14 protein-coding genes and 1 tRNA gene are annotated in these 20,319 nt (G+C 68.0%); 12 read left to right on the forward strand and 3 right to left on the reverse strand.

Annotated features, from left to right (window positions below; translation table 11 throughout):
* Position 1 precedes the first annotated feature (1 nt).
* From gltB to pyk, 3 genes are read left to right on the forward strand one after another with little or no spacing between them, the layout of a single operon-like run.
* Positions 2 to 4,606, forward strand: a complete 4,605-nt coding sequence (gene gltB / locus FVQ89_RS12195; protein ID WP_147902193.1) for a glutamate synthase large subunit — start codon at positions 2 to 4, stop codon at positions 4,604 to 4,606.
* A 1-nt stretch (position 4,607) separates the two neighbouring features.
* Positions 4,608 to 6,065: a glutamate synthase subunit beta gene (locus FVQ89_RS12200; protein WP_147902194.1), complete on the forward strand. Its 1,458-nt coding sequence runs from the start codon at positions 4,608 to 4,610 to the stop codon at positions 6,063 to 6,065.
* 38 nt (positions 6,066 to 6,103) lie between these two features.
* A complete protein-coding gene (gene pyk, locus FVQ89_RS12205) occupies positions 6,104 to 7,561 on the forward strand; it encodes a pyruvate kinase (protein WP_147902195.1) in 1,458 nt (485 codons plus the stop codon).
* A gap of 61 nt (positions 7,562 to 7,622) precedes the next feature.
* On the opposite strand, the gene FVQ89_RS12210 is transcribed toward pyk, so the two are convergent.
* Positions 7,623 to 7,705: transfer RNA gene (locus FVQ89_RS12210), tRNA-Leu, on the reverse strand.
* Positions 7,706 to 7,767: 62 nt separating this feature from the next.
* Here FVQ89_RS12210 and FVQ89_RS12215 point away from each other — a divergent pair.
* Positions 7,768 to 8,373 (forward strand): ANTAR domain-containing response regulator, encoded by a 606-nt coding sequence (locus FVQ89_RS12215; RefSeq protein WP_147902196.1) that lies wholly within the window; start codon positions 7,768 to 7,770, stop codon positions 8,371 to 8,373.
* 102 nt (positions 8,374 to 8,475) lie between these two features.
* Here FVQ89_RS12215 and FVQ89_RS12220 read toward each other — a convergent pair whose 3' ends face one another.
* Entirely contained in the window at positions 8,476 to 8,901 is a 426-nt protein-coding gene (locus FVQ89_RS12220; protein ID WP_147902197.1) for a PaaI family thioesterase, read from the reverse strand.
* A gap of 53 nt (positions 8,902 to 8,954) precedes the next feature.
* On the opposite strand from FVQ89_RS12220, the gene polA reads away from it, so the two are divergent.
* From polA to rpsA, 6 genes are all read left to right on the forward strand, one after another.
* Entirely contained in the window at positions 8,955 to 11,615 is a 2,661-nt protein-coding gene (gene polA / locus FVQ89_RS12225; RefSeq protein ID WP_147902198.1) for a DNA polymerase I, read from the forward strand.
* Positions 11,616 to 11,666: 51 nt separating this feature from the next.
* Complete coding sequence (locus FVQ89_RS12230; protein ID WP_147902199.1) at positions 11,667 to 11,936, forward strand: HPr family phosphocarrier protein; 270 nt, start codon at positions 11,667 to 11,669, stop codon at positions 11,934 to 11,936.
* Positions 11,937 to 11,992: 56 nt separating this feature from the next.
* Positions 11,993 to 13,687, forward strand: coding sequence for a DUF885 domain-containing protein (locus FVQ89_RS12235; RefSeq protein WP_147902200.1), 1,695 nt, complete (start codon positions 11,993 to 11,995; stop codon positions 13,685 to 13,687).
* Positions 13,684 to 14,316, forward strand: coding sequence for a DUF4166 domain-containing protein (locus FVQ89_RS12240; RefSeq protein ID WP_147902201.1), 633 nt, complete (start codon positions 13,684 to 13,686; stop codon positions 14,314 to 14,316). Before FVQ89_RS12235 ends, FVQ89_RS12240 begins: the two co-directional genes overlap by 4 nt.
* On the forward strand, positions 14,313 to 15,305 hold the full coding sequence (locus FVQ89_RS12245) for an epimerase (RefSeq protein WP_147902202.1): 993 nt from the start codon (positions 14,313 to 14,315) through the stop codon (positions 15,303 to 15,305). The genes FVQ89_RS12240 and FVQ89_RS12245 overlap by 4 nt, the downstream gene beginning before the upstream one ends.
* Positions 15,306 to 15,404: 99 nt before the next feature.
* Entirely contained in the window at positions 15,405 to 16,868 is a 1,464-nt protein-coding gene (gene rpsA, locus FVQ89_RS12250; protein ID WP_147902203.1) for a 30S ribosomal protein S1, read from the forward strand.
* Positions 16,869 to 16,915: 47 nt separating this feature from the next.
* Here rpsA and FVQ89_RS12255 read toward each other — a convergent pair whose 3' ends face one another.
* Positions 16,916 to 17,530, reverse strand: a complete 615-nt coding sequence (locus FVQ89_RS12255) for a DUF4126 domain-containing protein (protein ID WP_147902204.1) — start codon at positions 17,528 to 17,530, stop codon at positions 16,916 to 16,918.
* A gap of 35 nt (positions 17,531 to 17,565) precedes the next feature.
* On the opposite strand from FVQ89_RS12255, the gene coaE reads away from it, so the two are divergent.
* Both coaE and uvrB read left to right on the forward strand, forming a co-directional pair.
* Positions 17,566 to 18,180, forward strand: a complete 615-nt coding sequence (gene coaE / locus FVQ89_RS12260; protein ID WP_147902205.1) for a dephospho-CoA kinase — start codon at positions 17,566 to 17,568, stop codon at positions 18,178 to 18,180.
* Between the two features lie 37 nt (positions 18,181 to 18,217).
* Positions 18,218 to 20,296: an excinuclease ABC subunit UvrB gene (gene uvrB, locus FVQ89_RS12265; protein WP_147902206.1), complete on the forward strand. Its 2,079-nt coding sequence runs from the start codon at positions 18,218 to 18,220 to the stop codon at positions 20,294 to 20,296.
* Positions 20,297 to 20,319 lie beyond the last annotated feature (23 nt).

Consider the following 20,319-nt stretch of genomic DNA (forward strand, 5'->3'; position numbering starts at 1 on the left):
CATGGCGCATTCCACCGCAGCACGCAGGTCTGAGACCCCGGCTCCTTTCGAGCGCTTCTCTGCGACACCTGAGGCCCAGGGCCTCTACAACCCGCGATTCGAGAAGGACGCATGCGGCCTCGCCATGGTCGCGACGCTCCGCGGCACCGCGGGCCACGACATCGTCACCAACGCCCTCGACGCACTGCGCCACTTGGAGCACCGCGGAGCGGTGGGGTCCGATGCAGGTACGGGTGATGGCGCTGGCATCATCACCCAGATCCCCGATGCCTTCCTGCGCGCCGTAGTCGAATTCGAGCTGCCTCCCGTCGGGCAGTACGCGGTGGGCATGGCGTTCCTACCCCTCGACGACGATGCGCGGGCGGCGGAGAAGGATTCGATCGCGCATATCGCGGAGGAGGAGGGGCTCGACGTCATCGGATGGCGTGAGGTGCCGACCGACCCCGCCCATCTCGGGAACCTCGCCCGCGAGGCCGCTCCCGCGTTCGAGCAGCTCTTCGTGCGGTCGATCCACGCCGACGCCGATGGTCGACCGCTCTCGGGCATCGCCCTCGACCGCCAGACCTTCCGCCTGCGCAAGCGCGCGGAGCGCGAGCTCGGCTCGTACTTCCCTTCGCTCTCGAGCCGCACCCTCGTCTACAAGGGCATGGTCACGACCCTCCAGCTCGAGCCGTTCTACCCCGACCTCTCGGACGAGCGCTTCGCCACCAAGCTCGCCCTGGTGCATTCGCGGTACTCGACCAACACCTTCCCGTCGTGGCCGCTGGCTCAGCCGTTCCGCATGATCGCCCACAACGGCGAGATCAACACGGTGCAGGGCAACCGCAACTGGATGCGGGCCCGGCAGTCGCAGCTCGTCTCCGAGGACCTAGGCGATCTGCGCCCGCTCTTGCCCATCGTCTCCGAGGGCGCCAGCGACTCCGCCTCCTTCGATGAGGTCGTGGAGCTCCTCACGCTCGGCGGCCGCAGCCTGCCGCACGCGATCATGATGATGGTCCCGGAGGCCTGGGAGAACCAGGTCGACATGGATCCCGTGCGCCGCGGCTTCTACGACTACCACTCGGCGCTCATGGAGCCGTGGGACGGGCCGGCGGCGCTCGTGTTCACCGACGGGACCCTCGTCGGCGCGACCCTCGACCGCAACGGCCTGCGTCCCGGCCGCTTCCTCGTGACCGACGACGGCCTCGTGGTCCTCGCGAGCGAGATCGGCGTGCTCGACTTCCCCGCCGACCGCGTGGTCCGCAAGGGCCGCCTACGCCCCGGCCGCATGTTCCTCATCGACACGGCCGAGGGCCGCATCATCGAGGACGACGAGATCAAGTCGCAGCTCTCCTCGGCAGAGCCCTACGCCGACTGGGTGGCCGAGAACCGCATCGAGCTCGACGAGCTGCCGCCGCGCGAGCACGTCGTGCACACCGCATCGTCGGTGACGCGCCGTCAGCGCACGTTCGGGTACACCGAGGAGGAGGTGCGCATCCTCATCGGCCCGATGGCGATCAACGGCGCCGAGCCGCTCGGCGCGATGGGATCCGACACCCCTGTCGCCGTGCTCTCGGAGCGCCCCCGCCTCGTCTTCGACTACTTCACGCAGGCGTTCGCGCAGGTGACGAACCCTCCGCTCGACTCGATCCGGGAAGAGGTCGTGACCTCGATGCGGCTCGGCCTCGGTCCCGAGCGCAACCTCCTCGACGCGACCCCGGAGCATGCCCGGCAGATCGTCCTCGACTTCCCTGTCATCGACAACGACGAACTCGCGAAGATCATCCGCATCGGCAGTGATGACGGCAAGCGCCTCACCCACATCATCCGCGGTCTCTACCGCTTCGACTCGGGCAAGCGCGCGATGGAGAAGCGCATCGAGGAGATGTGCGCCGAAGCCGACGCCGCGATCGAGGCCGGCGCGCAGTTCCTCGTGCTCTCCGACCGCGACTCCACGAAGGATCTCGCACCGATCCCGTCGCTGCTCATGCTCGCTGCGGTCCACCACCACCTGATCCGCCAGGAGACGCGGATGCGGGTCGGCCTCATCGTCGAGACGGGCGACGCTCGCGAGGTGCACCACGCCGCGCTTCTTCTCGGGTACGGCGCGTCGGCGATCAACCCGTACCTCGCGATGGAGACCGCCGAGCAGCTCGTGGCGACCGGCGTGATCCAGGGCGTGACGGCCGAGAAGGCCGTGAAGAACCTGATCAAGGCGCTCGGCAAGGGCGTGCTGAAGATCATGTCCAAGATGGGCATCTCGGTCATCGGCTCCTATGCGGGCGCGCAGGCCTTCGAGGCCGTCGGCCTCAGCCAAGCATTCGTCGACAAGTACTTCACGGGGACGACGACGCTCCTCGGGGGTGTCGGGATCGACGTGATCTCGACCGAGAACCTCCGCCGCCACCGGGGCGCCTACCCCGAGAACGCGGGCGAGCGCGTGCACGAGCGGCTCGACACCGGCGGTGAGTACCAGTGGCGTCGAGAGGGACCGCCGCACCTGTTCTCGCCCGAGACGGTCTTCAAGCTGCAGCACTCGACCCGCGCGCGGCGGTTCGACGTGTTCCGCGAGTACACGCGTTCCGTCGACGAGCAGGCCGAGCGCCTCATGACGCTGCGCGGCCTCTTCGCGCTCAAGAACGGCGTCCGCCCGGCCGTGCCGCTCGACGAGGTGGAGCCCGTCTCGAGCATCATCGAGCGCTTCAACACGGGTGCGATGAGCTACGGCTCGATCTCGAAGGAAGCGCACGAGACCCTCGCGGTGGCGATGAACCGCATCGGCGGTCGTTCGAACACCGGCGAGGGCGGCGAGGACATCGAGCGCCTTCTCGACCCGGAGCGTCGCAGCCGCATCAAGCAGGTGGCATCGGGGCGCTTCGGTGTCACGAGCATGTACCTGACGCACTCGACCGACATCCAGATCAAGATGGCGCAGGGAGCGAAGCCCGGTGAGGGCGGCCAGTTGCCGCCGCAGAAGGTCTACCCCTGGGTCGCCCGCACGCGCGGTGGCACTCCCGGCGTGGGGCTCATCTCGCCCCCGCCGCACCACGACATCTACTCGATCGAGGACCTCAAGCAGCTGATCTTCGACGTGAAGCGCGCGAACCCGGAGGCGCGTGTCCACGTGAAGCTCGTGAGCCAGTCGGGCATCGGCGCGGTCGCCGCGGGCGTCACGAAGGCTCTCGCAGACGTCGTGCTCGTGTCCGGGCATGACGGGGGCACGGGCGCGTCGCCGCTGAACTCGCTCAAGCACGCGGGAACCCCGTGGGAGATCGGCCTCGCCGAGACCCAGCAGACGCTCATGCTCAACGGCATGCGCGACCGCGTCGTGGTGCAGGTCGACGGACAGATGAAGACCGGCCGCGATGTCGTGATCGCGGCGCTGCTGGGCGCCGAAGAGTACGGCTTCGCCACCGCTCCTCTCGTGGTCTCCGGCTGCATCCTCATGCGGGTGTGCCACCTCGACACCTGCCCGGTCGGTATCGCCACCCAGAACCCGGAGCTCCGTGCCCGGTTCAGCGGCAAGCCGGAGTTCGTCGAGACGTTCTTCGAGTTCCTCGCCCAGGAGGTGCGCGAGTACCTCGCCGAGCTCGGCTTCCGCTCGCTCGACGAGGCGATCGGTCACTCCGAGTTGCTCGATGTCGACCGCGCCGTGTCGCACTGGAAGGCCGACGGCCTCGACCTCGCGCCGATCCTCGTCGGCCCGGAGTTCGCGGAGGACGAGCCGCGGCGCAACTCCCGGCCCCAGAACCACGAGCTGGAGGCGCACTTCGACCAGCAGCTGATCCGGCTCGCACAGGACGCGCTCGAGCACGCGGCTCCGGTGTCGATCGAGCTGCCGATCCGCAACACGGAGCGCGCCGTCGGCACGATGCTCGGTCACGAGGTGACCAAGCGCCACGGCGAGCACGGTCTGCCGGAGGGGACGATCCAGGTGACCCTTCGCGGGGCAGCCGGCCAGTCGTTCGGAGCCTTCATGCCGCACGGCATCACGCTCCGCCTCGAGGGGGACGCCAACGACTACGTCGGCAAGGGACTGTCGGGCGGTCAGCTCGTCGTCCGTCCGCCGCAGGGTGCGGTGTTCCGCGCCGAGCGGAACGTGATCGCGGGGAACGTGATCGGTTACGGCGCGACTCGCGGATCGATCTTCATCCGGGGTGTCGTGGGGGAGCGCTTCCTCGTCCGCAACTCCGGGGCGACGGCTGTCGTCGAGGGCGTCGGCGACCACGCGCTCGAGTACATGACCGGCGGACTCGCCGTGATCCTCGGAGGAACGGGCCGCAACCTCGGCGCAGGGATGTCGGGCGGCACCGCGTACGTCTACGATCTCCGGGCGGAGCGGGTGAACCGCGACTCGCTCGCGACCGGCGAGCTCTCACTGCTGCCGCTCGAATCGGCCGACATCGCGATCGTCACCGACCTGCTCGAGAAGCACATCCGCGAGACCGACTCCGCGCTCGCCACGAGCATGCTCGAGAACGCGGACGAAACCATGAGCAAATTCGTCAAGGTGCTGCCGCGCGACTATGCGGCCGTTCTCGAGACTCGCCGCCAGGCAGAAGATGAAGGACTCGACCCCGACGGCGATGTCGTCTGGGGCCGGATCCTCGAAGTGACGGGAGGCTGAGATGGCCGATCCGAAGGGATTCCTCAAGGTCCAGGAGCGTGAGCTGCCGCAGCGGCGGCCGGTCGCCGTGCGGATCATGGACTGGCGAGAGGTCTACGAAGACCAGGACCGCACCCAGCTTCGCCGTCAGGCGGGCCGCTGCATGGACTGCGGCGTGCCGTTCTGCCACCACGGCTGCCCGCTGGGCAACCTGATCCCCGAGTGGAACGACCTCACGTGGCGCGGCGAGGGACGCCAGGCCATCGAGCGCCTCCACGCGACGAACAACTTCCCGGAGTTCACCGGGCGTCTCTGCCCGGCTCCGTGCGAGGCGTCGTGCGTGCTGGGCATCAACCAGCCGCCCGTCACCATCAAGCAGGTCGAGGTCTCGATCATCGATCAGGCGTTCCAGAACGGATGGGTGCAGCCGCACCCGCCGGAGCGTCTCACGGGCAAGACCGTGGCCGTCGTCGGCTCGGGCCCGGCGGGTCTCGCTGCAGCTCAGCAGCTGACGCGTGCAGGACACACGGTCGCCGTGTACGAGCGCGATGACCGCATCGGCGGGCTCCTGCGCTACGGCATCCCCGACTTCAAGATGGAGAAGCGCCAGATCGAGCAGCGGCTCGCGCAGATGCAGGCCGAGGGCACCCGCTTCCGTGCGGGCGTCGAGATCGGCGTGGACATCTCATGGGCCGAGCTGCGCGAGCGCTACGACGCGGTCGTCGTCGCGACGGGCTCCACCGTTCCGCGCGACCTGCCGATCCCGGGCCGTGATCTGCTCGGCGTGCACTTCGCCATGGACTACCTCGTGCAGCAGAACAAGGTCGTCGCGGGTGACAAGGTGGCCGACCAGCTCACCGCCCACGGCAAGCACGTCGTCGTCATCGGCGGCGGTGACACCGGCGCCGACTGCATCGGCACGGCGCACCGTCAGGGGGCGCTGAGCGTCACGAACCTCGCGATCGGCTACCAGCCGCCCGTCGAGCGCCCCGAGCACCAGCCGTGGCCGATGACACCGACCATCTTCGAGGTCTCGTCGGCCCACGAGGAGGGCGGTGAGCGTGTGTACCTCGCCTCCACGGTCGAGTTCCTCTCGAACGACGCCGGCGAGGTGCGCGCTCTGCGTGTCGCCGAGACCGAGTACGTCGACGGCCGCCGCGTTCCGAAGTCCGGCACGGAGCGTGAGATCCCCGCGGACCTCGTGCTCATCGCGCTCGGCTTCACCGGGCCGGAGTCGGAGACGCTCGAGGCGCAGCTCCGGGTGCCGTTCGACGCCCGTGGCAACGTGACGCGCGATGACCGCTACTCGACCGACGAGGCCGGCGTCTTCGTCGCGGGCGACGCCGGTCGCGGCCAGTCCCTGATCGTCTGGGCGATCGCCGAGGGACGCGCCGTCGCATCCGAGGTCGACCGGTACCTCGAAGGCGACACCGAGCTGCCCGCTCCCGTGCGTCCGACCGACCGCGGCATCGGTCTCTGATCCTGTCCGCAACCACCCACCATCAACCTGAAGGAATCATGAGACGAGCCAAGATCGTCGCGACGCTCGGCCCTGCCACGTCGTCGTATGAGAACCTGCGCGCCATCATCGAGGCGGGCGTCAATGTCGCCCGGATGAACCTCAGCCACGGCAGCTACGACGTCCACGAGGAGGTCTACGCCAACGTGCGGCGCGCGGCGGACGACGCAGGGGAGCCGGTCGCGGTCCTCGTCGACCTGCAGGGGCCCAAGATCCGCCTCGGCAAGTTCGCCGACGGTCCCCACGAGCTCGAGGTGGGCGACATCTTCACCATCACCACCGAGGACGTCGCGGGCACCAAGGAGCTCGTGGGTACGACCTTCAAGGGCTTGCCGCAGGACGTGGCGCCGGGCGATTTCCTCCTGATCGATGACGGCAAGGTCAAGGTCAAGGTGCTCGACACGGACGGCATCCGCGTCCGCACCGAGGTGATCGTCGCGGGGCCGGTGTCGAACAACAAGGGGATCAACCTCCCGGGCGTCGCCGTCAACGTGCCCGCGCTCTCGGAGAAGGACGAGGCGGACCTCCGCTGGGGCCTCAAGCTCGGTGCCGACTACATTGCGCTCTCGTTCGTCCGGAACGCCGAAGACGTCAACCGCGTCCACGAGATCATGGCCGAGGAGGGACGCAAGGTCCCCGTGATCGCCAAGATCGAGAAGCCGCAGGCCGTCGACGCGCTCGAGGAGATCATCGACGCCTTCGACGGCATCATGGTGGCGCGCGGCGACCTCGCCGTCGAGCTCCCGCTCGAGGCGGTCCCGGTCGTGCAGAAGCGGGCGGTGGAGCTCTGCCGCCGGATGGCGAAGCCCGTCATCGTCGCAACCCAGATGCTGGAGTCGATGACTCACGCGCCCGTGCCGACCCGCGCCGAGGCGTCGGATGTCGCCAACGCGGTCCTCGACGGTGCCGACGCCGTGATGCTCTCGGGCGAGACGAGCGTGGGGGAGTACCCGGTCGTGACCGTCCAGACGATGGCGCGGATCATCCAGTCGACCGAGGAGCACGGGTTGGAGCGCATCGCACCGCTTGGCACCAAGCCCCGCACCCAGGGCGGCGCGATCACTCTCGCCGCAGCAGAAGTCGCCGACTTCGTTGAGGCGAAGTACCTCTGCATCTTCACCGAGTCGGGCGACTCGGCCCGGCGCATGTCGCGCCTCCGCGAGTACATCCCGATGATCGCCTTCACGCCCGAGGAGAGCATCCGCCGCCGGATGAACCTCACGTGGGGCATCGAGTCGTTCACCGTCGAGCGTGTGAAGCACACCGACGCGATGTACAAGCAGGTGGACGACATCCTGCTGAGCGAGGGCTTGGCCGAGATCGGCGACCGCGTCGTCGTGATCTCCGGTTCCCCTCCTGGAATCCCCGGCTCCACGAACGACCTGCGCGTGCACGTCGTCGGGGATGCGATCAACAAGCTCACGCCCGTCTGGGAGTCCGGCGACCACGCCGACTGAGCCTTCGACGAGACGGCGAACGGCGCCACCCTTCGGGGTCGGCGCCGTTCGTCGTTCGCGGTGCCGGTGGTGGGGGTCGAACCCACACGTCCTCACGGACAACCGATTTTGAGTCGGTCGCGTCTGCCATTCCGCCACACCGGCATGCTGCCGGACCCGGTCGACCGGATCGTCGCAGCACCCTGACGTTACCGTAGGATCGAGGGGTGAGTGAGTCGGAAGCATCCCCCGCAGCGCCCCGTCGTGTCGTCGTCGCGGAAGACGAGTCGCTCATCCGTCTCGACATCGTCGAGATCCTGCGCGACAACGGCTTCGACGTGGTCGGCGAGGCGGGAGACGGCGAGACGGCCGTGGCTCTCGCGACCGATCTGCGCCCCGATCTCGTCGTCATGGATGTCAAGATGCCGCAGCTCGACGGCATCTCCGCGGCCGAGCGGCTCACGAAGAACCACATCGCCCCGGTCGTGCTCCTCACGGCGTTCAGCCAGAAGGAACTCGTCGAGCGTGCGTCCGAGGCCGGAGCGCTCGCATACGTTGTGAAGCCGTTCACGCCGAACGACCTGCTGCCGGCCATCGAGATCGCGCTCAGCCGCTACCAGCAGATCGTGACCCTCGAGGCCGAGGTGGCCGACATGGTCGAGCGCTTCGAGACCCGCAAGCTCGTGGATCGGGCGAAGGGCCTCCTCAACGAGAAGATGGGCCTCAGCGAGCCGGATGCGTTCCGCTGGATCCAGAAGGCTTCCATGGACCGCCGCCTCACCATGCACGACGTGGCCCAGGCGATCATCGACCAGCTGGCCCCCAAGAAGTAGCTGCCCCATCCCGCGAGATGTCCATTTCTGCACATCTCGCGCCCCGAAACCCGCGTTTTTCGACATCTCGCGGGATGTGGGGATGAGGGGGAGCGGCGCGGATCAGCGGTCGCGGAGGTAGTTCGTCATTCTCACCGTCGAGAGGCGTCGGCCCTCGTCGTCGGTCATGACGATCTCGTGCGTGCACAAGGTGCGGCCGAGCACGAGCGCAGTGCAGGTTCCGGTGACCCAGCCGTCCGTGATCGACCGCGAATGGGTCGCGTTGATCTCGATGCCCACCGCGTAGCGCCCAGGGCCCGCGTGGATCGCGGATGAGATCGATCCGAGCGACTCGCCGAGCACCACGTGGGCGCCGCCGTGCAGGAGCCCCACGACCTGCCGGTTGCCCTCGACGGGCATGCGCGCCACCGAGTGCGCCGCGGAGAGCTCCAGGAACTCGATGCCCATCCGCAGCGGCAGCTCACCGCCGCCGGACTCGCCGAGGCGAGCGACGAGCTCGGGATCGAGGTCGGGCGGGAGGATGACCATGAGCGCTCCATCGGGATCGGTGGGGTGTCGGGCCCTCCGGATAGGCTGGCCCCGTGCCGGAAGAAAAGCCTACGCTCCTGCTCATCGACGGCCATTCGCTGGCGTTCCGTGCGTTCTACGCCCTACCGGTCGACAGCTTCGTCACCCGCGACGGGCAGCACACGAACGCCATCCATGGCTTCATCTCGATGCTGCTGAACCTGCTCCAGCAGCAGAAGCCGACACATCTCGGGGTCGCGTTCGATATCTCGAGGTACTCCTTCCGCACACGCGAATACGAGGACTACAAGGGAACTCGCGGCGAGACGCCGCCCGAGTTCGTGGGGCAGGTGCCGCTGCTGGAAGAGGCCCTCGCGGCCATGAACATCCGCACCCTCTCCAAAGAGGACTACGAGGCGGACGACATCCTCGCCACACTCGCGACCCGCGGTGCGGAAGCCGGATATCGGGTCCTCGTGGTCTCAGGAGACCGCGACACCATCCAGCTCGTCGACGACAACGTGACGCTGCTCTACCCGAATGCCCGTGGCGTGTCGGAGCTGAAGCTCTACGACACCGAGGCCGTCATCGAGCGCTACGGCATCCGCCCCGAGCAGTATCCCGAGATCGCGGCGCTCGTCGGCGAGACGAGCGACAACCTGCCGGGCGTCGACAAGGTCGGCGAGAAGACCGCCGTGAAGTGGATCCAGCAGTACGGCACGGTCGACGAGCTGCTCGCGCATGCCGACGACATCGGAGGAGTGGTCGGTCAGAATCTCCGCGCACAGCAGGATCGCGTGGTGCGCAATCGCCGCCTCAATCGACTCGTGCGCGACGTGGAGCTCCCTCTCGCGCCCGCGGATCTCGAACGCAAACCGATCGATGCGACCGCCGTGCGCGCCGTGTTCGACCGGTTGCAGTTCCGCACGCTGCTCGACCGGGTGTTCAAGATCGAGGGGGCAGCCGCCGATACCGGCCTCGTGGAGGCGGAAGCGGCGCCGGGCGCGCAGGCGCCCGCCGTACGCACGATGGTCGACGAAGAACTCGCGAAGTGGCTGCGAACCCAATCCGGCGACGGGACCGCCCCTCTCGGGCTCCGCATCGCGAGCACGGGCGGACAGATCGAGGGGTTCGGCATCGCGAGCCTCACCGAGACCGCCTGGGTGCCGTGGGCTCCCGGTCGTCCGGATTACACGGCCCTCGAGGCCTGGCTCGCGAGCGACGCACCGAAGGTGCTGCACGACGCCAAGCGTCAGCTGAAGTCGCTTCAGGGAACCGGGCTCGTGCTCGAGGGCATCGCCGCCGACACCGCGCTCACCGCCTGGCTTCTCCGTCCGGGCGGCAAGGCCGACAGCCTCGGCGGGCTCGTCTACTACTACCTCGGTGAGGCCTTCCCCGAGCCCGATCCGCGCCAGCTCGTCCCTGAGACCGAGCCGCTGAGTCCGGCCACCGAGGCATGGTTCCTCCTGCGGCTCTCGCAGGAGCTCGACGCACGCCTCGACCCGGGGTCGCTCGGCGTCCAGCGCGACATCGAGTCGCCGCTGATCCCGGTGCTCGCGCGCATGGAGCTCCAGGGCATCCGGGTCTCCCGCGATGTGCTGGCAGAGCTCGACACCCGGCTCGGAACGCGCGCCACCGAGATCGCGCAGCAGGCGTACGCCGAGATCGGCCGCGAGGTGAACCTGGGCTCGCCGAAGCAGCTGCAAGAGGTCCTCTTCGATCAACTGGGCATGCCGAAGACCCGCGCCAACAAGACCGGCTACTCGACCGACGCCCAGGCTCTCGCCGACCTGCAGGAGCAGCATCCGCATCCGTTCCTCGCGCTGTTGCTCCAGCATCGCGACGCGACGAAGATCCGCCAGATCGTCGAGACCCTGAAGACGGCGATCGGTTCGGACGAGCGGATCCACACGAGCTACGAGCAGACGGGTTCGGCGACCGGTCGCATCTCGTCGAACGATCCGAACCTCCAGAACATCCCCGTGAAGACCGAGGTGGGCCGCGAGGTGCGGTCTGCGTTCCTCGCCGGCGAGGGGTTCGAGTCGCTCCTGACGGCCGACTATTCGCAGATCGAGATGCGGATCATGGCGCACCTCTCCGAAGACGCGGGTCTCATCGAAGCCTTCCGTTCGGGCGAAGACCTGCACCGCTTCGTCGGCGCACGGATCTTCGGTGTCGATCCCGCAGACGTCACGCCCACCATGCGGACGAAGGTCAAGGCCATGTCCTACGGCCTCGCATACGGGCTCTCGGCGTTCGGACTCTCGAAGCAGCTGCGCATCGAAGTCGCCGAGGCGCGCGAGCTCATGGCCGACTACTTCGCGAGGTTCGGCGCCGTCCGCGACTACCTTCGAGGCGTCGTCGAGCAGGCGCGCGTGGACGGATACACGACGACGATCTTCGGACGCCGTCGGCCGTTCTCCGACCTCGCCTCGACGAATCGCGTGCTGCGCGAGAACGCCGAGCGCCAGGCGCTCAATTCGCCCATCCAGGGGTCGGCCGCAGACATCATCAAGCGCGCCATGCTCACGATCGACGCCGAGATCCGAGCGCAACAACTCGAGAGCCGCATGCTCCTGCAGGTGCACGACGAGCTCGTGTTCGAGGTCGCGCCGGGCGAACAGGACGCGCTCACGACGATCGTGACGGCGGGGATGGCGGGGGCAGCCGAGCTCTCTGTTCCCCTCGATGTGCAGCTCGGGACTGGCCCGAACTGGGACGCTGCCGCACACTAGACGGAATGCATTCGTCCGCGGATGCGGGCAATGGAGCCGAGAGGAGGGCGCATGCCGGAACGCACTGTCGTCGTCGCGAGTCGCGTGGGTCTGCACGCACGCCCTGCCGCACTGTTCTCGCAGGCCGCCGCCCAGGCGCCCGCACGGGTCACGCTCACCGCAGCATCCGGGCGCAGCGTCAATGCGGCGAGCATCCTCGGGGTGCTGTCTCTGGGGATCGACCACGGGGAGCGCGTGACTCTCACGAGCGATGGGGATGATGCGGACGCCGCGCTCGACGCCCTCGCCGACATGCTGGAACGCGATCTCGACCAGGAGTGACCTCGGGGCCGGAGGTCACTCGTCGGAGGTCGGACGAGGCGCCTAGGGTTGATCTCATGACTGAGCAGCGCCCCGCAACCCCCATCGATGCGATCGCCGAGGGATGGGTCTCGACGCTCGTGGATCTCGTCCCCGATGTGGCCATCTGGATCGGCGTTCCGGGGCGCACCGGGGAGTACGGCGACCTGTCGCCGGAGGGTCATGACCGCCTCGCCTCCGCCACGCGCGAGCTCGTGACGCAGCTGGAGGCGGCCGCCCCGACGGACGCCGTCGACGAGGTGACCAAGACGGACCTGCTGGCCGAATCCCGCCTTTCGCTTGAGGCGCACGATGCAGGACTGCACCTGCGCGACCTGAACGTCATCGCCTCGCCCGCGCAGGAGATCCGCGAGTCCTTCGATCTCATGCCCACGGCCACCGAGAGCGACTGGGCGACGATCGCCGAACGCATGAGCAATCTCCCGGGCGCCGTCGCGGGATACATCGCGACACTTCGCGCGGGCGCCGAGCGCGGAATCGTTCCCGCCAGGCGTCAGGTGCGCGAGGTCGCGGAGCAGGCCCGACGCAACGGCCGCCCGGACGGCTTCTTCGACCAGTTCGCCGCCGGTGCGAGCGTCGAGGGCAGCGAGCTGCCCGGCGCCCTGCGCGCTGATCTCGAACGGGGAGCCGCCGCCTCCGCCGAGGCCTATCGCCAGCTCGGCGAGTTCCTCGACTCCGAGCTGCTTCCGGTCGCGGGCGAGGCGGATGGCGTCGGGCGCGAGCACTACGCACTCCGTTCACGGCACTTCCTCGGGGCCGAGATCGACCTCGACGAGACCTACGCGTGGGGCATCGACGAGCTCGAGCGGATGATCGACGAGCAGACGCGAGTCGCGTCCGAGGTGCTCTCCGGTGCCACGGTCGCCGAAGCGGTCGCCCACCTCGAGCAGGACCCGAGCCGCAAACTCCACGGCACCGACGCGTTGCGTGCATGGATGCAGGAGCTCTCAGATCGCGTCGTCGACGAGCTCGGCCGCACGCACTTCGCGATCCCCGAGCCCGTACGAGCGCTTGAGTGCATGATCGCCCCCACCCAGGACGGCGGCATCTACTACACCGGGCCTTCGGACGACTTCAGTCGCCCCGGGCGGATGTGGTGGAGCGTTCCCGAGGGAGTCACCGAGTTCGACACGTGGCGCGAGAAGACGACCGTCTTCCATGAGGGGGTCCCCGGTCACCACCTCCAGATCGGTCAAGCCGTCTACAACCGTGCCGAGCTGAACACGTGGCGACGCCAGCTCGCGGGCACGAGCGGTCACGCGGAGGGGTGGGCGCTGTATGCGGAGCGCCTGATGGAAGAGCTCGGGTATCTCGACGATCCCGCCGACCGTCTGGGGATGCTCGATGGCCAGCGCATGCGTGCGGCACGCGTCGTTCTCGACATCGGTGTGCATCTCGGCAAGCCGAAGCCGCGCATCCGCGGCCTCGAGGACCTCGACGCGGACGGCGACTGGGACGCAGACTTCGCGCTCGCCTTCATGCGCGCGAACGTCAACATGGACGACGCGTTCGTGCGCTTCGAGGTGAACCGCTACCTCGGCTGGCCCGGGCAGGCGCCCTCATACAAGGTCGGGCAGCGGATCTGGGAGCAGATCCGCGACGATGCCCAGAGCCGAGCAGGTGCGAAGTTCTCGTTCCGCGACTTCCACAAGAACGCGCTCGATCTCGGCGGTGTGGGGCTCGACACCCTGCGCGCTGCGCTTCTTCCGTGAGCAGGCCTGCACCCACCGCGGGAACCCCATGGGCGGCTGCGCTGGGAGCCGATGTGGAGCGCCTGGCTCCCTCCCTCCAGGACTACTTCGGCGGCGCCCCGTTCGGTGCGCACGGCATCGGTGACGGAGTCTTCACCCGTGTCGGAACCCCGCGTCGGTGGCTGTGGCCGCTTCTCGCGATCCTCGCGCGCTGGAACATCGTCTGGCCCGTGTGGGAGCACGCGGTTCCCTTCACCATCGTGAACGTGCCGACCCCCCACGGGCTCGTCGGTGTGCGCAGGTTCCGGTTCGCGTCGGGCGACCGCACGATGACGGATCGGATCCTCTGGACGAAGCGGGGCCTCCGGCAGCGGCTCGGCGCGGGGGAGCGCATCGTCACCGAACTCGAGATCGCTCCGGACGATGAGGGCCTGAGGATCACGTCCGGACGCGTCGGTATCGAGCTCTTCGGCCTGCGCCTCACGCTCCCCGCACGATGGTCGCCGCGCATCAGTGTCGTCGAGCGGGTGCTCCCCGACGGGCGGCAGCACGTCGAACTCACACTCACCCTGCCGCTCGTGGGTCGCGCGTACGAGTACGCCGGATCTTTTGTGTACCGCATCGAGCGGGCAGCGGCGGACGACGAATGACCACGGGGGCGGTCGTCGTCGCCGGCGCATCCGGATTCATGGGGCGCCACCTCGTCGAGCGCTGGCGCGCCGCGGGGCGTGAGGTCCGCACCATCGGGCGACACGACGCGGACGCCCTCTGGGGCGACCCCGACGGCATCCGCCGGGTGATCGACGGATCGTCTCTGCTCGTCAATCTCGCGGGGCGAAGCGTCAACTGCCGGTACGACGCCAAGAACCGGGAGGAGATCCTGCGCTCGCGCGTCGACACCACCCGGGAGTTGGGGGAGGCCGTCGCCGGCGCCTCGGCCCCGCCCCAGGTGTGGGTGAACTCGTCGACCGCGACGATCTACCGTCACGCCGATGATCGCCCGATGACCGAGTCGGATGGCGAACTGGGCTCGGGGTTCTCCGTCTCCGTCGCCCGGGCGTGGGAGGAGGCGTTTCTTGCAGCCCCGATCGGTGACGACGTGCGCCGGGTGGCGATCCGCACCGCGATCGTGCTCGGCGACGGCAGCGCCCTCAGCCCGCTCATCGCTCTCGCACGATTCGGACTCGGCGGGCCGCAGTGGGACACTCCGTGGTTCTGCACGCGTGCTCGGAGGGCGTCGGGCACCCAGCACGAGTTCCGGTCGCGTTGGGGGCGCCAGATGTTCAGCTGGGTCCACCTCGACGACGTCGCCGAGGCGCTCGACCACATCGAGACGCACCCCGAGCTCTCCGGTACGGTCAACCTCGCCTCTCCGAATCCGGTGACCAGCGCCGAGGCGATGCGAGAGATCCGACACGCGATCGGCATGCCCGTCGGGATCCCGGCGCCCCGGCCCGTTCTCGAGATCGGCGCATGGATGATCCGCACCGAGACCGAGCTGCTTCTGAAGAGCAGGTGGGTCGTGCCGCAGCGTCTCATCGAGAGCGGATACCGCTTCCGCCACCCGGAGATCGCGGAGGCCATCCGCGACGTGCTCGACCAGCGTCGTCGCGCTGGCCAGGGGAGTGCGGTAGTCTAGGGTGTTGCATTTCGCAATTTCTCTATCCGCATGCCCGCGGAGCACCCCGTTTCACCGCTTCTCGGGCCCGATCATGTCCCCATCCGGAGCATCCACTACATGACTACCGCAACGACCGCCTCGGCCACCAAGCAGGTCGCGATCAACGACATCGGTTCTGCTGAAGACTTCCTGGCCGCGGTCGAGAAGACCCTCAAGTTCTTCAACGACGGAGACCTCATCGAAGGCACCGTCGTCAAGATCGACCGCGACGAGGTCCTCCTCGACGTCGGCTACAAGACCGAGGGTGTCATCCCCTCGCGCGAGCTTTCCATCAAGCACGACGTCGACCCCACCGAGGTCGTCGCCGTCGGCGACAACGTCGAGGCCCTCGTCCTTCAGAAGGAGGACAAGGAGGGTCGGCTGATCCTCTCCAAGAAGCGCGCCCAGTACGAGCGCGCCTGGGGCGACGTCGAGAAGATCAAGGAGTCCGACGGCGTCGTGACCGGCCAGGTCATCGAGGTCGTCAAGGGCGGCCTGATCGTCGACATCGGCCTCCGCGGCTTCCTGCCCGCGTCGCTCATCGAGCTGCGTCGTGTTCGCGACCTGACGCCGTACCTCGGCCAGGAGCTCGAGGCGAAGATCCTCGAGCTCGACAAGAACCGCAACAACGTGGTCCTCAGCCGTCGCGCCCTTCTTGAGCAGACGCAGTCCGAGTCGCGTTCGACCTTCCTCAACAACCTCCAGAAGGGCCAGGTCCGCAAGGGCGTCGTGTCCTCGATCGTCAACTTCGGCGCGTTCGTCGACCTGGGCGGCGTGGACGGCCTCGTGCACGTCTCCGAGCTGTCCTGGAAGCACATCGAGCACGCTTCCGAGGTCGTCGAGGTTGGCCAGGAGGTCACCGTCGAGATCCTCGAGGTCGACCTCGACCGTGAGCGCGTGTCGCTCTCGCTCAAGGCGACCCAGGAGGACCCGTGGCAGGTCTTCGCCCGTACCCACGCGATCGGCCAGATCGCGCCTGGAAAGGTCACGAAGCTCGTCCCGTTCGGTGCCTTCGTGCGCGTCGCGGATGGCATCGAGGGTCTCGTGCACATCTCCGAGCTCTCGAGCAAGCACGTCGAGCTCGCCGAGCAGGTCGTGTCGGTGGGTGACGAGGTCTTCGTCAAGGTCATCGACATCGACCTCGACCGCCGTCGCATCTCGCTGAGCCTCAAGCAGGCCAACGAGGGCATCGACCCCCACGGCACCGAGTTCGACTCCGGTCTCGCGGCTCTCTACGGCATGGTCACGGAGTACGACGAGCAGGGCAACTACAAGTACCCCGAGGGCTTCGACCCGACGTCGGGCGAGTGGCTCGAGGGCTTCGAGGCCCAGCGCGACGCATGGGAGGCCGAGTACGCGGCCGCTCAGACCCGCTGGGAGGCTCACAAGAAGCAGATCCTCACGGCCGCCGAGCAGGAGGACTCCTTCGAGGACCGTCCCGCGTCGGGCAACTCGTTCTCGTCCGACAGCTCGGGCGTCGGTACTCTCGCCGACGACGAGTCGCTGGCGGCACTTCGCGAGAAGCTCAGCAGCAACTCCTGAGATCGCGTCTCACGGATGGCCGGCCCTTCGGGGTCGGCCATCCGTCGTTAAGCCCGGTCTGCCTCGAGCGGCGGGGCCGTCACGAGCACCCGGCGACGGCGACGGCGACGGAGAAGTAGTACGAACCCCACCACCAACAGGGCGAGCACGACGATCACCAGAATCGGGGCGACGAGGGCGAGAACCACGAGACCGAGGCTCACGCCGTCTTCCGCCGTGCTGAGCACGGGGGCCGCCAGGCCCCCTGTCGCGAGGTTCGCAGCGGGTCTCACCGAGGTCTTGGCAAGATGCACCAGCAGAGCCAGCACGATGCCGATCACCACGGGCACCCACGCGCCCGACGAGACGAACGCCTCCGGATCATCGACGGCGACCGTGGACGCTCCGACGCCGCCAGAAAAGACGATCCCGCCGGACGCGGGCCGCACGACCGTCTGGATCCAGTCGTTCACCGAGTCGACGGCGGGGATCTTGTCGGCGATCACCTCCACCACGAGAAGAGCGGCGAGGATCACGAGCACCCACTCGTTCGCGAGCCAGGTCCAACCCGCCGGCAGGTGGATCCACTCGAACCGCGCGGCGAGTCCAACCACGAGCAGCGGAATGTACGCGTTGAGGCCCGCCGCCGCCGCGAGACCTGCACCCGTCAGGAGTTCGAGCATGCCGCCATGGTAGGCGCGCGTGCGACGATGGGGGCATGCTCATCGCGCTCACGGGCGGAATCGCATCCGGCAAGTCGACGGTTGCGCAGCGATTCTCGGAACTCGGTGCGGTCGTCGTGGATGCGGATCGGGTCGCTCGCGAGGTCGTCGAACCGGGAGAGCCCGCACTCGCTCGCATCGCCGAGGAGTTCGGTCCATCGGTCATCGACAGCGACGGCCGGCTCGATCGTGCGCGAATGGCCGAGTTGATTTTCGCCGACCCCGATGCGCGCGAGCGTCTCAACCGGATCGTGCATCCCGCGGTCGGCGAGCGTTCACGTGCGCTGTTCGCGGCGGCACAGGAGGCGGATCCCTCCGCAGTGGTCGTGTACGACGTTCCCTTGCTCATCGACCAGCAGGGCAATGGGCGCACCGACGAGTTCGACCGTGTCGTGGTCGTCGCTGTTGACGACGACGTGCGTCTGCATCGGCTGGTCGAGCTCCGCGGGCTCGACGAGGACGAAGCACGTCGACGGATCACGTCGCAGGCGACGGAGGCGCAGCGGCTCGCGATCGCAGATCATGTGATCGACGCCGGGGACACACTCGATTACACCCTCGAGCAGGTCGATGCCCTCTGGTCACGGCTGCGGGAGAGCACGCCCGACTGACCCGGCGGCTGTCGGCGGTGCTGCCTAGGCTTATCCCATGCAGCCCACACGCTCCGTCCGCCCCTTCGAGGTGGTGAGCGAGTACCGACCGAGCGGTGATCAGCCCGCCGCGATCGCGGAGCTCGCCCAGCGCGTCACCGCGGGCGAGTCGGACATCGTGCTGCTCGGGGCGACGGGAACCGGCAAATCGGCCACGACGGCCTGGCTCGTCGAGGCCGTCCAGCGGCCGACACTCGTGCTCGCCCACAACAAGACTCTCGCGGCACAGCTCGCCAACGAGTTCCGTGAACTCATGCCGAACAACGCGGTCGAGTACTTCGTGAGCTACTACGACTACTACCAGCCCGAGGCGTACGTCCCGCAGACCGACACCTTCATCGAGAAGGACTCCTCGATCAACGCCGAAGTCGAGCGTCTCCGGCACTCGACGACCAACTCTCTCCTGAGTCGTCGCGACGTCGTGGTCGTCTCGACCGTGTCGTGCATCTACGGTCTGGGCGCCGCCGAGGAGTACCTCGGCGCCATGGTGGCGCTGCAGGTCGGCGATCGGATCTCGCGCGACCGGCTGGTCCGCGGATTCATCAACATGCAGTACGAGCGCAATGACGTCGACTTCTCGCGCGGCAAGTTCCGAGTGCGCGGCGACACGATCGAGATCATCCCGGTCTATGAGGAGCTCGCCGTCCGGATCGAGATGTTCGGCGACGAGATCGAGGCTCTCTACGCACTGCACCCACTGACCGGGGACGTGGTCCGGAAGATGGAGGCGGTATCCATCTTCCCGGCGACCCACTATGCCGCGAGCCCGGAGTCGATGCACCGCGCGATCGGCACCATCAAGGAGGAGCTGGCTGAGCGCCTCGAAGAACTCGAGAAGCAGGGCAAGCTCCTCGAGGCGCAACGGCTGCGGATGCGCACTGGGTTCGACCTCGAGATGATGGAGCAGATCGGTTTCTGCAACGGCATCGAGAACTACTCGCGCCATATCGACGGGCGTTCACCGGGGCAACCGCCGAACACCCTCCTCGACTACTTCCCGGATGACTTCCTCGTGGTGATCGACGAGTCCCACGTCACCGTTCCACAGATCGGCGCGATGTACGAGGGCGACGCGAGCCGCAAGCGCACTCTGGTCGAGCACGGCTTCCGACTGCCGAGCGCCCTCGACAACCGTCCGCTGCGCTGGGAGGAGTTCCTCACCCGCGTGGGGCAGAAGGTGTACTTGTCGGCGACGCCCGGACGATACGAGCTCGGCATGGCCGATGGGGTGGTCGAACAGATCATCCGGCCCACGGGTCTCGTCGATCCGCAGATCGTGGTCAAGCCCAGTAAGGGTCAGATCGACGACCTCCTCGAGGAGATCCGGCTACGCGTCGAGCGTGATGAGCGCGTGCTCGTCACGACCCTCACGAAGAAGATGGCCGAGGAGCTGACCGACTATCTCGGTGAGGCCGGAGTGCGCGTGCGATACCTGCACTCCGATGTCGACACACTTCGCCGCGTCGAGTTGCTCACGGAGCTGCGAGCGGGCGTCTACGACGTGCTCGTCGGCATCAACCTCTTGCGCGAGGGCCTCGACCTGCCGGAGGTGTCGCTCGTTGCGATCCTCGACGCCGATAAGGAGGGCTTCCTGCGGTCGTCGACCTCGCTCATCCAGACCATCGGGCGCGCGGCGCGAAACGTGTCGGGTGAAGTCCACATGTATGCGGACGAGCTCACCGATTCGATGCGCATCGCGATTGACGAGACAAATCGCCGCCGCGAGCGGCAGGTCGCCTACAACGTCGAGCACGGCATCGACCCCCAGCCTCTGCGCAAGCGCATCGCCGACATCACCGAGGTGCTCGCCCGCGAAGAAGCCGACACCGCGAAGCTCCTCGCGGGGCGCACGGGACAAGACGGCTCGCGCAGGAAGAGCCCCACACCCAACCTCCGCCGCGAGGGCGTCGGAGCGCAGGGCGCGGCCGAGCTGGAGGCCGTCATCGCCGACCTGAACAGCCAGATGCTTCAGGCGGCGGGCGAGCTCAAGTTCGAGCTCGCTGCGCGCCTGCGCGATGAGCTCTCCGAGCTCAAGAAGGAGCTGCGTCAGATGGAGGCCGTGGGGCACGTCAGGTAGCGGCGGATCTCGCCGACTGCGAA

The sequence above is a fragment of the Homoserinibacter sp. GY 40078 genome (assembly GCF_008017545.1).
GTDB lineage: Bacteria > Actinomycetota > Actinomycetes > Actinomycetales > Microbacteriaceae > Homoserinibacter.